The organism is Pseudoalteromonas sp. SCSIO 43088 (genome assembly GCF_023650795.1).
Classification (GTDB): Bacteria; Pseudomonadota; Gammaproteobacteria; order Enterobacterales; family Alteromonadaceae; genus Pseudoalteromonas; species Pseudoalteromonas shioyasakiensis.
Genome location: NZ_CP072675.1, coordinates 2,247,291 through 2,261,406 on the forward strand (window position 1 = coordinate 2,247,291; position 14,116 = coordinate 2,261,406).

Consider the following 14,116-nt stretch of genomic DNA (forward strand, 5'->3'; position numbering starts at 1 on the left):
CGAGTGTTTCGGCGCGGATTCTAGCAGCATAGAAAGCATAAAACTATTCTCAATTACATAATTTAATACTAATCGCTAACACCAAAGTCTGAATTTACTGGAGCCTTATGATCCCAGCTAAAAAGTTATTAAATACCCTTACTGAACATTGGGGGGTGTTAGAACTGCTATTTAAACGTTTTAAGATGGCTGATTTCAGCTTGAAAGACGTACAAAATGCGATAAAACAAAAACAACCTTCATGGTCAAATGAACGCATTTATAAAGAGACAAATCGTTTATTGAATCAAGATATTATCATTCCACTGGCAAAATCATCGCAGTTAGAAATCAACCGCGCGATCGCCGATTTTGCGACTTTCTTGCTACAAGAAGAACACTTAGGTCTTGCCCAAGAAATTAGTGTGCTTGTTGATGATTTAGCTCGCCTTGGTAATCGCCTTGCTAAAGCCGGTGAAATTGAAGATTACGACGAGCTTCGCCGCTTCAGCCGTATTATGGATGATCGGGTACGCAAAATAATGAAATTATTTGCCCACAATGAAAACGCAATTTTAAATATTGTTGAGCAAGCGAAAGCTGATAACGCGGTGCAATCACTGCAAAAACGCTATCAGGCTGTAATTGAAGCGTTCGATGAATACATCGAGCCTATGCTTGAAATGGTGGATATTCGAGGTGACTTCCACGCTTGCTTTAATACCATCGAAGCACAAATTAGCGCGCAAATAGAGCAAATTGACCGCCTTGGTAAGTCATATCAAGACAAGCGCATGCTTGAACAATTACGTACCCGTATTTTAGAAATGCATTTAGTTGGCCGTGAAAGCTTACGTAAAAGCGCCGATATGCTGATGCCGCTACGTGAAGAGTTACGTCGCAACAACCTAATTACTCGCCAAGCGGCTAAAGTGCTTGGTTTAGTGCGTAAAAATGGCGTCGATAACATGTTAAGTGCAGTACAGCCTAACTTTGTCTCAGACGCACAACGTTTTTCACTTGGTCAGCAACGTCATATCGTGGCTTATATGGCAGGCTTAGTTGACTTTGAGCACGATGAATATCAGCTTCCTGAACATGATGATGTGCCCGCCTATCAAAGCCCGCATATTCCTGATTACAACGACGTTAAAACACAATTTAGAAAACGCTTTAAAAAAGCCAGCAAAAAAGCTCAGCCGCTGCTTAGTTTCTTAGATGAAAGCTACCCAGACTTAGAAGCTGACGAAATGCTGTTCTTGTATCAAAAATTGATTAGCGATGGCGACCTTGAAATCAGCCAAAGCCAAGAGAAAGTAAAAATAAAAATTGCCCAGCAACACTTCTCTCTTTACCCATTTAACTCATCGATTGCTGACGATAAAAAAGCAACAGAGCAATAACCATGACAGATATTAATTTAGATGATTTAACGCATCTGCAAGCTATTAATAAAAAGCTCACATCAGGCTACCACATTAGCGAACAAGACACGCTGATGTGGCAAGAGCTTGACCAACACATTGATGCTTATCGCGCGTTATTTAACGCCCTTGGCCATGACCTACAACATGATAGCCGTGGCTTTTACTATTTTGGCAGCGACGAAAGCACCCCAAACATGGGGAAAATTTCGCGTGCCATCGCACTGACTATCTACATCTTAATTGAGCACTATGCCAATACCGGTAAAGATCCAATGCGTGCTTTGTTTGACGAAGTAAACGACCTTAAACTGATGCAAACCTTAGTGCAAATCAACAAGCACCTGTTTGATCAATTAGAAATCTTCTCAGGCTCAGATTTACGTAAAGACGTTTATCTACGTATGGTACGTTTAGGTCTTGCTCGCGAAGTAGAAAACGGCTTTATGCTGCAAGCACCTATTTATCGTTATATCGATGCATTAATGGAAGTAAACGAAGAAACCTACCTAGGAGATGACGACTAATGCAAAGCCAAAGCCTATACGGACTCAGCAAACTTGCGCTTTTAAATACCGCAGGCTATGCAAAATGCGTGATCCCACTGGATAAAAGTAGCTCTATTTGTGCACCGAATAATACCGGTAAAAGCTCGGTAATTAATGCCCTGCAATTTCCACTGATTAATGATTTGCGCTTAACAGAATGGGATGGCCACGATTTAGACGAAACCCGAAAATTCTACTTTTCGTCAGATCAATCCTATATTTTACTCGAAGCTGACCTGCCTAATGGCCCTGTGGTGATTGGTGTTGCCGGCCTTGGTAAAATTGCCGGTTACGCGCATCAGTTTTTTTGCTACCAAGGTAAGTTGAACCTTGATCACTACACTCAAGGCAAAACCATTGTAAAATTCACCAAGCTTTTTAATCACTTAAAAGAGCAAGGTTTTAATCCAATTGAATTAAAAGCGCAGGAGCTAAACGCCCTACTCACTGGCGGCGCAACACCGTTTGATGGCGATATCAACTTAAAGATGATCCCCCTCAATAACGTGCAAGACTCCGCGATTTACAAAGAAATTTTCCGCCGTATTCTTAACTTGCATAAGTTAGGTGCCAGTGATGTTAAACGCTTTATGCTACGTGTATTTGAGCGTCATATGTCAAACTCACGGGTCGACTTTTATGAAGTGTGGCGACGTTCATTCGATAAAGTGAATCGCGCTAAACGTGAATTAAAAGCCCTTGAGTCAATGCAAGAGCCTATCGCAGCCCTTGAATCTATGCTTGAAAACCAAACGGTTTTAAAAGGCAAACTTGCTGCCTATGCGCCAAAAATTGACCAAGCACTGATTGACTTTGAAACCTATCAACAAGAGCAACTCGCTGAGCTAAATATTGCACTTGAGGATATCGAACACGAAAAGCACGAGTTCGACCAAAAGCAGCAGCTGTATATTCAGCAATCCCGTGATATTGAACGTAAACAAACTCAAATTGAACAGTGGTTTTTAGACTATCGAGCGCTTAAATCTGAGTTTGAACTAGTTAACAAAGCCACTTTAAAAGTAAGCCTTACTCAGCTTAAACAAGATTATGAATCGTTATCGCATTCATTAAGCAGTGCTCAAGGTCAAAGCTTACACACACTAGATTACCGTATCAGCGAAACACAAAAGCAAATTAAGAGCTTAAAACTGCAGTTAAAGAACCTCGAGTTTAATTTGTTCACTCGTATGCGTGAAGATTTGTCTTTAAAAGAAGTTGAAGAAATTTCGCGTATTTTAAACCCAGATATCTTATCGTTTGCCACCACCAGCAATGGTGATGTTGATATAACAGACGAAGATGCTTTTGGTGAGTTTTTAGAGCAGTTATCAGCTAACGTGAAAGGCGGTGTACTGACTCTTCCTGGCGCAACTATTAAACTTAAAAAGCTAAGCCCAGTGCAAATGCAAACGGGCGAAAATAAAGAGCAATTAACCGCGCAACTCGCTGCTCTTGAAAACTCACTGAAAGAGTTTAAACAACAGCGCGAAGTCGCTGCTAATGTGGCCGAAAAGCAAAAAGAAAAAGATGCCTTATATGATGAGCTAATGGCTTCAGAAGAAGCATTAAAACGCTTTGAACAATTTGAAGTGATGCAGCAATCTGTCGATGCACAAACTCTGCTAAAAGAGCAGTTAAATGCAGAACGCGAACAAGTTGACGACTATCTGCAAGACATTCAAAAAAATAGTGGCTCAATCAGCGATCGTCGCTCAATTATCAAGTCGAAAAAAGATCTGCTTGCCCGCCAAGCTGACCGTTTGCGTCAAGTTAAATCTGAACGTATCGATCACACGCTTGATTTTTACTCAGGCAAAGTCACTCCATACATGATTGAAATCAATATTGATTTTGATAACTTAAGTGACCTCATTCATCACTTTAACAAAGACTGCCAAGAGCTTCGTAACTTTGATATCAACGTACGTAACACCTACATGCATATTTACAATGCGGGTATTACTAAATTTGATAACGAAAACGATGAGTTTACTAAATACGAAAAGCTCATCAGCGCGTTTCATAACATCGATAACGAGCGCGATGCGGTTGAACGTCAAGGCCGAGTTGCGTTAACCGAAGTAGCCGCCACTATTAAGGGCTTGCGTGAAGACTTAGACCGCCTACGCCGCGAAATGAACAGCTTTAATAAAGGCATTAGTCAGCACCGTATCTCTAACCTTCAAGCATTCAAAATTAATGTTATTCCGCGCAAGATGTTGGTTGATAGCATTGATACCATTATTAGTACCTCAAATCAGTTTGAGCAAGGCGATACCCTAGACCTATTAAGCCAAGAGCCTTATAGCGAATCTGCGGTAAACGAAGCGAAAGATCATTTGATTAAGCTTGCCTCAGAAAAAGCCGGTTTAACACTGACCGACTTATTTGATATTCGTTTTGAAGTAGTAAACCGTGCTGGTGAAACTGAGCACTTCGAAAAAATTGACTCAGCTGGTTCTAACGGTACGCGTATTACCATTAAGTTACTTTGCGGCATGCTGTTTATTCGTTACTTATTAAGCGACCAAGAACAAAACTTGTATCGTATTCCGATTTATATCGATGAAGCTGCCGATATCGATCCACAAAACCAAAAAGCAATTATCGAAACCGCGCTAAGCTTTGGCTTTGTGCCGATTTTTGCCTCAGTTAAACCACAAGTTAGCTGTGATTACATCGTCCCTATTCGTACTGTTAAAGATGGTGCTCAAAACTGGGTGGATGAAAAAGACTGGATAGATGTGGAACACACTGTTTAATTACAAAAATTAATCATTGATTCAGTCAAGGATGACTATGTTTACAAACTATTACAGTACTTTTTTGTAAATGTGCCATAGTTTTTAAATAATCATTCAGTTGAGAATTATTTGTGTTATGTTATCAATCAAGTAGTGGAAATTTTGCCAAGGAGCAAACAATATGAAGAACTTATTAATCGCGACGGCTGTATTATTTTTAGCGGCTTGTGCTAAAACGCCTGATTGGGATTACGACAAATCAGCAGATTTTAGTAATTATAAAACCTTCTCTTGGGTACCTAATGCCAGCTTGACTAAAAACGTAGCGAACTACCAAATTAGCCCTTTAATGGAAAAACGTGTTCGTGACGCTGTAAATGCTGAACTTGAAAAAAGCGGTATGAAGCTAGTTGATTTAGAACAAGCAGATGTACTGATTAACTATCATGCCTCTGTTGATACTAAAATTGATGTAGATACCTTCAACGTAGGTTACGGCGCACGCTGGAATTACTGGGGTATGGGTTATAACACGCAAACAACCACTCGCGAATATGAAGTGGGTACGTTAATTCTAGACGTGGTAGACCGTGCTTCTAACCAATTAGTTTGGCGTGGTGCTAAAGAAGGTCGTTTGCAAAAGAACCAATCACCTGAAAAGCGCACTGAAGTTATCAAAGAGACTGTTGCTAACATTCTAAGTAACTTCCCACCGCAATCAATTAATCAAAACTAAACACTGTTTTAGTTAAAAGACCGCGCAATTAGCGCGGTTTTTTATTGCCTGTTTAAATCTGGTTGGAGTGGTATAACTCAGTGATTCAGATACAATACCCGCAATTTTCAGTGCGCCTAACTAGCCCACTACCCCAGATTAAACAAAATCAAGAGAGTTTTAGATGGTACGCGCAGTACAGCTTACACTTCCCGCATTATTCGTCACTTGCTCAGTGCTAGCAGAAGACACCAACAATATTGAACAAATCACCGTTGAAGTTTCAGCAACCGCAAATAAAGAACCTGTAGGTACTTTTGATGCGCCAGTATCAAACTTAGAATATGACCCGCGTGTCGATTTGCAATCGCGCAATATGGCTGAAGCACAAGCTGATGTAACCATTCGTGGTGGTATTTTCGAAAATACTGGCTTTCGTGTTGGTAGCAGTACATTATTTGACCCTCAATCTGGTCACTACTTTGCTGAAATTCCAATTGCGCCGCAGATGCTAACAGGCCCCTCAGTGCTTACAGGTGCTGATAATGCCCTTTATGGTATGAATAGCTCGGTTGGTACGGTTTCATTTGGCTGGCGCCCTATCACAAGTACTGGCAGCGTTTCTCTTGGCACAGGTACGAATGGCTTTAATTTACAAAGCATTCATGCTGCCCATAGCCAAAAGCTTGATAGCAAACCTGATTGGCGATTAGGTTTTGAAGGGGAATACTCTCACTCAAAAAGTGATGGCTCAATTGATAATGGCGACCACGACTTCGAACGTGCCTCAGCGCGTATTCAACTCGCAAGCTCTACCTCACAAACTGATTTAATGTTCGGACGCCAAGAGAAGTTTTTTGGTTGGCCAAACCTTTATACGCCATTTAACTTTAACGAAACAGAAGATCTTGAAACCAAGCTTTTCATGCTCAATCACAAGCAAATGTATGGTAAGAGCAATAGCCTTGAAGTGACTGGTTATTATCGTAAACATAACGACCATTACGTTTTGTCTCGTGAAAACCCAGCTATTTTTGAAGCGTTTCACGAAACCACGGTTAAGTCATTGGCACTCTCTGGACGCCACCGTTTAAATGACCACTATGCAATTAATTATGCTGGCCAATTTATTGCTGATGAAATTGAATCAACGTCTCTTGAAAACAACTTTACATCACGCAATTACACCAAGCTAAGTATCTTGCCTGAGTACAAGACAGCTCTTACAGCGAACAAAGAGCTTACTTTACGTGTTGGTGCTGCATTTGATGATACGGACCGTGATAGCTCAGATACCTCATTTATTGCCGATGCCAGCCTTAAAGTAGCTAATCAAAATGGCAGTGAACATACTTGGTATGCGTCATACGCAGAAGCATCACAAGTTCCCGGTTATACCGCCATCGGCGGCAGTGAAACGGGCGGATTATTCAGAAGTAACTACAGCCTTGAGCGCGAAACCACCGATAACCTTGAATTAGGTTTACTGATTGAACAGTCTTCATGGCGTTTAGATTCAGCTATTTTCTACCGTAAAGATAAAAACCTTACGGATTGGACATATCGCTTTGATGCAACCTCTGCACGTTTTGCAAACCCGGTTGATATAGACACCTTAGGCGTTGAGTTTTTAGCGAATAAAACGTTCGAAAGCACTGAGTTAATTGCCAGCTATACCTATTTAGAAAAATCAGAAGACTATGGCACGGCAGATATTGATGCGAGCTTTTATGCGCTTAACTACCCTGATCACCGTGTAACACTGGGTGCAATATGGCAACCAATGGATGTGCTTGAGCTGCGTATCGATAACGAATGGCGTAAGCAACATAGTAACCGCTTACGTAACTCTGATGATGAAGCCTTCTTCACGCAGTTAACGCTAAAATTCACCCCAGCTCAGCTTGATAATGTGTTTGTTACCTTTGCAGCTGACAACATTTGGGATGAATCTTTCGAAGAAGTACCGGGTACCCCAGGCCGCGGCGAACAATATACGCTTAGCGCTACCTATACGTGGTAAGTAAAACAATAATGCCAGTCACTTGACTGGCATTGTTGTGTCACGTTACTTTCCGAGGTATCTATCAAACCATAACCAAAATTATATTAAACGCCATAAAGAAAACTTAAGCTATAAAACACAACTGATCCCAGCAACCGTTAAAAAGTGTTAAAGGTTTAATCTTTTTAAGTCATCTGCTCAAGCTCGGTAATTAAATACAATGCTTGCTCATTTGTCGTGCCACACACATCAATCGTGGCAGAAAAGTCACTACACACCTTAGGCCTTGATTCATCACCAAATAATTTACATAGGTTATTATCATCAAGTTGAATACAGCGCTCTCCCGCGGCTTTCCCGTTTGGCATTCCTGGGATCGGTGAGCTAATACTGGGTGCAATACAACAGGCGCCACAGCCTAATCTACATGCCATTTTATCTGTCAATGAGTACCTCTTATAGAACCTTTGTAGCGCCTTTGTAATATGTGTAATGGTTTGTTACATCTTCAAACGCCTTGTAAACACTTTATTGCGTATGCTTAGCCTATCAAATTTATTTTTAATTACCGTCAACCGTGAGGGACTATCCCGTGGCTAGTAAAAAACAAATCATTCTCCCTATCGCCGTATTAGTCGGCGGACTTGGAATGGCATTCGCATTTGCCTCTATGAAGCAACCGCCAGTCGAAAAACCAGAACAAGATCTGCGCCCGCTTGTATCAATTAAACCGTTAAGCTTTGACGCCATTACTCTTGATGTAAAATCATACGGTATTGTTAAACCTAAACACCAAACTGAGCTTGTTGCGCAAGTGAGTGGTCAGGTTGTGTCGTTATCAGATCAATTTGTACAAGGTGGATTTGTTAAGCAAGGCGACATTCTAGCACGTATTGACCCAAATGATTACGAAGCGGCACTCATTGAAGCTGAAGCCGGTTTGGCACAAGCAAGCTCTGCACTCGAGATTGAACGTGCACAGGTGTCAGTTGCGCAAGCTGAGTGGGACCGCATCAAAGGTGACTCAAACCAAGTTATTCCATCTGAGCTTTATTTACGTAAACCACAACTTGCTGAAAAACTTGCAAGTTACCGTGCAGCGCAAGCGAGTGTAAAACGAGCTAAACGTAATCTTGAACGTACATATATTAAAGCACCATACGATGCGATTATAGACGAGCGTCTAATTAGTTTAGGTAGTGTAGTAAACCCAGGTAACAGCTTTGGTAGTCTGAGCTCAACGTCATTGGCTGAAATTCGTTTACCTGTGGCAGATAAAGATCTGCAATACCTAAATAACCAAGGAATTGGTGCAAGCGTATCAATTAACGCTGAATTTGCAGGTAAACAAACAACCTGGCAAGCAACTATCGTACGTAGCGAAGGAGTTGTAGACCAACGTAGCCGCATGAATTACTTAGTAGCCCAAGTAGCAACGCCTTATGAGCAAAAGCAGCCATTACGTTTTGGCTCATACATTAATGCCACTATCGAAGGTCGAGCGCTGGACAATGCGATTGTTGTTCCACACCATTTAGTTAAAGACAAAAAAGTCGCTGTTTTACAAGATGGCGAAACGCTTACCTTTAAAACACTTAACATCGTTCGCGAACAAAATGGCATGGTGATCGCCGATAATGGCCTTGCTAATGGTGAGCAACTTATTACCTCGGCACTTGAATACCCAACTGAAGGCATGGCGGTCAAGCTAGATGACGCAAAACTGAGTGTGCCAACAACGCAGTTAGCGTTAAAAGAGGAATAAGCCATGACCACGCACAGAGAAAAAGGGCTTATTGCCTGGTTTGCTCGCAACCCAGTAGCAGCAAACTTACTTATGATTTTCATTTTAGTGGGAGGCTTATTGACTGCAATGTCGGTGCGTAAGCAAATGTTCCCACAATTTGAAAGTAACTGGATCAGTATTCAAGCTGTTTATCCGGGGGCTGCGCCGCAAGAGGTAGAAGAAGGCATCACCATTAAGGTCGAAGAGTCATTAGAAGGTCTCGAAGGCATTAAACGTTTAATTACCTATTCGAACCGTGGTTTTTCACAAGCTTGGATAGAAATCGAAGAAAAGTACGATCCACAAGAAGTACTCGATGAAATCAAGATGCAGGTTGATTCAATCAATACCTTCCCTGCAGAGATGGAACGCCCAATTGTTCGCCGTGAAAAGTTTGAGCAAGAAGTGATGATACTCGCGCTGTATGGCGATATGAGTAACTACCAGCTCAAAGAACTTGGTAACGACATAAAAGATGAGCTACAAGCTTTACCACAAATTAACTTGGTCAACTTTTACAGTGGCTTAAACTACGAAATTGGCATTGAAATCAGCCCAGATAAACTACGTGAGTATGGTTTAACTTTCCGTGATATTGCCACAGCCGTTCGCAGCTTTTCTGCCAATATGTCTGCAGGTCAAATTCGCTCTGAAAATGGCTACATTTCGATGCGTGTTGAAAATCAAGCGTATCGTGGTAAAGAGTTCGAAAATCTGCCTTTATTACACTTACCAGATGGTGCACAAGTTTTCTTAGGTGATGTAGCAACAATTAATGACGGCTTTGAAGAAGGCTTACAATACTCTAAGTACAACGGTAAAAACTCACTAACTTTTGAAGTAAATGCGTCGAAAGATCAAGACATCACTAAAGTTGCTGCGGTATTAAAAAAATATCTAGCAGATAAAGCACCACAGTTACCAGCAGGCGTAAAGCTATCACCGATTGTTGATTTAACTTACTACCTTGAAGGTCGTCTAAACATGATGATCGACAACATGATTTGGGGTGGTATTTTAGTGATGGTGGTACTGGCGCTATTTTTACCACTACGCTTAGCGTTTTGGGTAATGATGGGCTTACCTGTGTCATTCCTAGGTGCATTTTTAATGATGCCACTGGGCTTTATTGATATCACTGTTAACTTAGCTTCTTTATTCGCATTTATACTGGTGCTCGGGATAGTCGTTGATGATGCTATCGTCGTCGGTGAGTCTGCCAGTGCTGAAATTGAAAAACACGGTCACAGCCTAGATAACGTAGTGCGCGGCGTAAAACGCGTTGCTATTCCTGCAACCTTTGGGGTGTTAACCACAATTGCCGCATTCTTACCACAAACATTGGCATCAGGACCTGGCTCTGCGTTTTCTAAAGCCATTGGTGGTGTAATTATCCTATGTTTAATTTTTTCATTAATTGAGTCAAAACTAATTTTACCGGCTCACTTAGCAGCCATGAAAAATAAACCTGCGAACCCTAAAAATCCATTACACCGCTTACGTATAGGTATGGATAATGGCTTAAAGAACTTTGTTGATAATTACTACACACCATTTATTGGTCGCTGTATTCATTACCGTTACACCGTGATTGTTGGCTTTATCTGTGTGCTTATTGTTAGTGGCGGTATGTTCGCTGGTGGCTTAGTGAAATTTGTTGCGAATCCTAAAATTCCACATGATTTCCCGCGTATCTCAGTTGAAATGAATTTATCTTCTTCTGAGCAAGCAACCCTTGAGACAGCGCAAACCATTGAAAAGCTGATTTTAGATGTCGATAAACAACTTGAAGAGCAATATGGTCAAGCGATGATCCGCGACTTATCGGTTAGTTTACGTGGTCGTACAAGTGCACGCATTATGGCGATTTTGGTCGAACCGGACTTACGCCCTATTGATACTTTCCAGTTAAGTGCAATGTGGCGCGAACAAATGCCACCACTGCCAGGTGTGAAAACGCTGAATATTGAAGACAGTATCATGAATGGCGGCCGTGATGACGGTGATGTTAGCTTTCGCTTAGAAGGCAAAGATATCAATAAGCTCAAAGAAGTGGCTGCAAAGTTAAAAGAAAAGCTAAATAGCATGCAAGGCGTAGGTGATGTAAATGACTCGCTCCAATCTGCAACTGACGAGGTTCAACTTGAACTTAAACCGCTTGCTTACAGCTTAGGGTTAACCCTTTCAGATGTGGCATCACAAGTTAGCTTTAGCTACTACGGTTTAGAAGCACAACGTATTTTACGTGACGGTGAAGAGATTAAAGTGATGATCCGCTACCCTCGTGAATCGCGAAACGCAGTAAGTGACATCACAGATGCACGTATCATTACACCAACGGGTGTTGAAGTACCGCTTGCTGAAGTTGCTAAAGTCAACATTGTGGATGGTGTAAACCGTATTCGTCGTGAAAACGCTAAACGTACTGTAAACGTTTGGGCTGCGGTTAACACAGACCAAGCTGAACCATTTGCCATTGCAAAAGAAATTCGTGACGAATACTTACCTAGCCTACTGAAAAGCTACCCTGGTGTAGAAAGTAATGTGGCAGGTCGTATTCAAGAAGAAATGGACAGTGTGGCAGAACAAGTACGTGATTTTGCTTTATCAATGATGATTATCTTTGCGTTACTTGCTATTCCACTACGTTCGTACTCACAGCCATTTATCATCATGTCGGTTATTCCATTTGGTGTCATTGGTGCAATGTTCGGTCATATGATTTTAGGTATGACAATGAGCAGCTTGTCAGTATTTGGTATTATCGCGGTTGCAGGTGTGGTCGTAAACGACTCGCTAGTGATGGTCGACTTTGTCAATAAAGCTCGCGCTGAAGGTATAGCAATCAAAGAGGCTGTAATGCAAGCCGGTGCGCGTCGTTTTAGAGCAATATTACTGACCTCAATAACGACCTTTATTGGTGTATTACCAATCATTATGGAAACAAGCTTACAAGCAAAAATCGTTATCCCAATGGCTGTATCTCTAGCATTCGGGGTGTTATTTGCAACGGTCATTACGCTTATTTTAATCCCTTGCCAGTACGTCGCCTTAGAAGACTTTAAACGCTTAATTGGCAAGCTAAGAGGTAAAAAAGCAGAGCCAGAAGCAAAATTACAAACAACCAGTAATTAAACCCCTCTCAAAATCCCAACCGAACGCTTGGCAATAAATTTGCCAAGCGTTTTTTATTTAAAAAGATGTTCCTATAAATCGTATTGTTTTGCTAAGCTTAAATGAGCAAAAAAGAAACAATTCATCAAATTACTAAATACGTTATAAGGACATAGCTATGAAAATTCTACGCTACACAGCTTTGGTTAGTTGTTTATCCATTTGTATGCCTGTGCTGGCCGAAAACCAATACTTACAACAACAGCTTGAGCCTATTCTGATTGGTGAGTCTCACAGTATAGAAGGACAACAAATCCACTCCCCAGAAATGACCGTTGCTACTTATAAAGCAAATAGTTTTGAACGAGTGTGGGACAACGTAAAATATGCCAAGCAAGCGCTCAACTTAATTGCGCAAGCAGAACTTGAAGGGCTATCTCCTAACGACTATCACTTTGATACATTAATGGCGCTGGCCAGCGAAATAGATAAACGCGGAGCGGATGCCGTAGAAGCCCAGTTTGATGTACTAATGACAGATGCAGTCATGACCTATGCAAAACACTTAATTCGCGGAAAAGTAAACCCTAAACAACTAGCAGCCACATGGAACTATGAACAGTTTGATGTCAGCCCAGATGCTGCAGCGGCCTCATTACTTAAACATGTAAAATCCAAAAGCCTTGATAAGGGACTTGAAAACCTCAAGCCTGTTTTACCTCATTATAAGCGCTTAAAAGACGCCCTCGTGTTTTATCGAGAGCTTGATGCCACTGGCGAGTTACCTGACTTCGCACTGCAAAATAAAGTATTAAAACCGGGGCAATCAGACCCAGCAGTGCCGCTTTTAAGACAAAAGTTAAAACGACTAAAGTATTTTGACGGCAGTAACAGTGATGCCACTGATTATAACGATGAGCTAGTCGCAGCAGTTAAACGCTTTCAAAATGCTCATCAAGTTGCTGATGATGGTGTGATTGGCAATGCAACGTTAAAACTACTCAACAAAGATTACAGTGAGTATGTTAATGATATTTTAGTAAACCTAGAGCGCATTCGTTGGGTTGATAACACGCTAACAGATCGCTTCTTAGTGGTAAATATCGCAGGCTATTTGCTGTATTTGTTTGAAGACAACAAATTGAAATGGCAAACCAACGTAGTTGTAGGCAGAAACTACACCAAAACCCCAATATTTAAAGGGCAAATGAGCTATATCGTGATGAATCCAACGTGGACAGTACCGCGGAGTATTTCAGGTGGCATCATTAAAAAAATGAAAGAAAACCCAAACTACTTAAACGAGAAAGACTTTGTTGTGGTTGATAGTCGCCGTAACCCAGTTGATAGCGAGAGTATTGATTGGCCGAATGCTAGCCGCAAAAACTTCCCATATTGGTTTGTACAACAGCCTTCAGAGAATAATTCATTAGGGCAAATCAAGTTTATGTTCCCAAATAAATACTCAATCTATTTGCACGATACCCCTGCAAAAAGTTTATTCCAGCAAGACCAACGTGCATTTAGCCACGGCTGTGTAAGAGTTGATGACCCATTCACCTTAGCTGAGAAAATATTAGAAACCTCGGATAATTGGAGCCGTAGTGAAATTGATGACGCCATTGCTTCAAAAGAAACTAAAAAAGTCAGCTTATCAAAACCGCTAGACGTACTTTTAATGTATTGGACCGTTGCGGGTAACGACGAAGGCCTACAATTTTATACCGACGTTTATAATCGCGATGGCGCGTTATTAAAAGCACTCACCACACCATTAGCAAACAATACAATTTAGAGG

The 14,116-nt window shown here is 41.3% G+C and carries 9 protein-coding genes; 8 read left to right on the plus strand and 1 reads right to left on the minus strand.

All coding sequences use genetic code 11. The annotated features are described in order from the left end of the window. Window positions 1-107: 107 nt before the first annotated feature. The 5 genes from J8Z28_RS10405 (at window position 108) to J8Z28_RS10425 (ending at window position 7,436) form a co-directional block, all read left to right on the plus strand. Window positions 108-1,382, plus strand: a complete 1,275-nt coding sequence (locus tag J8Z28_RS10405; protein WP_055196777.1) for an MksB family condensin complex protein — start codon at window positions 108-110, stop codon at window positions 1,380-1,382. Between the two features lie 2 nt (window positions 1,383-1,384). Further along, entirely contained in the window at window positions 1,385-1,930 is a 546-nt protein-coding gene (locus tag J8Z28_RS10410) for a condensin complex protein MksE (protein WP_250659382.1), read from the plus strand. Beyond that, window positions 1,930-4,716: an Mks condensin complex protein MksF gene (locus tag J8Z28_RS10415; RefSeq protein ID WP_054561688.1), complete on the plus strand. Its 2,787-nt coding sequence runs from the start codon at window positions 1,930-1,932 to the stop codon at window positions 4,714-4,716. Before J8Z28_RS10410 ends, J8Z28_RS10415 begins: the two co-directional genes overlap by 1 nt. Window positions 4,717-4,879: 163 nt before the next feature. Further along, a complete protein-coding gene (locus J8Z28_RS10420; protein ID WP_250659383.1) occupies window positions 4,880-5,434 on the plus strand; it encodes a DUF4136 domain-containing protein in 555 nt (184 codons plus the stop codon). Between the two features lie 163 nt (window positions 5,435-5,597). Further along, a complete protein-coding gene (locus J8Z28_RS10425) occupies window positions 5,598-7,436 on the plus strand; it encodes a TonB-dependent receptor plug domain-containing protein (protein WP_055020815.1) in 1,839 nt (612 codons plus the stop codon). Between the two features lie 167 nt (window positions 7,437-7,603). On the opposite strand, the gene J8Z28_RS10430 is transcribed toward J8Z28_RS10425, so the two are convergent. Next, window positions 7,604-7,852, minus strand: coding sequence for a YkgJ family cysteine cluster protein (locus tag J8Z28_RS10430; RefSeq protein WP_054562006.1), 249 nt, complete (start codon window positions 7,850-7,852; stop codon window positions 7,604-7,606). A 158-nt stretch (window positions 7,853-8,010) separates the two neighbouring features. Here J8Z28_RS10430 and J8Z28_RS10435 point away from each other — a divergent pair, with 158 nt between their 5' ends. The 3 genes from J8Z28_RS10435 to J8Z28_RS10445 all read left to right on the plus strand — a co-directional run bounded on the left by J8Z28_RS10435 (window position 8,011) and on the right by J8Z28_RS10445 (window position 14,113). Next, on the plus strand, window positions 8,011-9,183 hold the full coding sequence (locus tag J8Z28_RS10435; protein WP_250659384.1) for an efflux RND transporter periplasmic adaptor subunit: 1,173 nt from the start codon (window positions 8,011-8,013) through the stop codon (window positions 9,181-9,183). Window positions 9,184-9,186: 3 nt separating this feature from the next. Further along, complete coding sequence (locus J8Z28_RS10440) at window positions 9,187-12,339, plus strand: efflux RND transporter permease subunit (protein ID WP_055196784.1); 3,153 nt, start codon at window positions 9,187-9,189, stop codon at window positions 12,337-12,339. Window positions 12,340-12,496: 157 nt separating this feature from the next. Next, window positions 12,497-14,113: a L,D-transpeptidase family protein gene (locus J8Z28_RS10445; RefSeq protein WP_250659385.1), complete on the plus strand. Its 1,617-nt coding sequence runs from the start codon at window positions 12,497-12,499 to the stop codon at window positions 14,111-14,113. The last annotated feature ends 3 nt before the right edge of the window (window positions 14,114-14,116 follow it).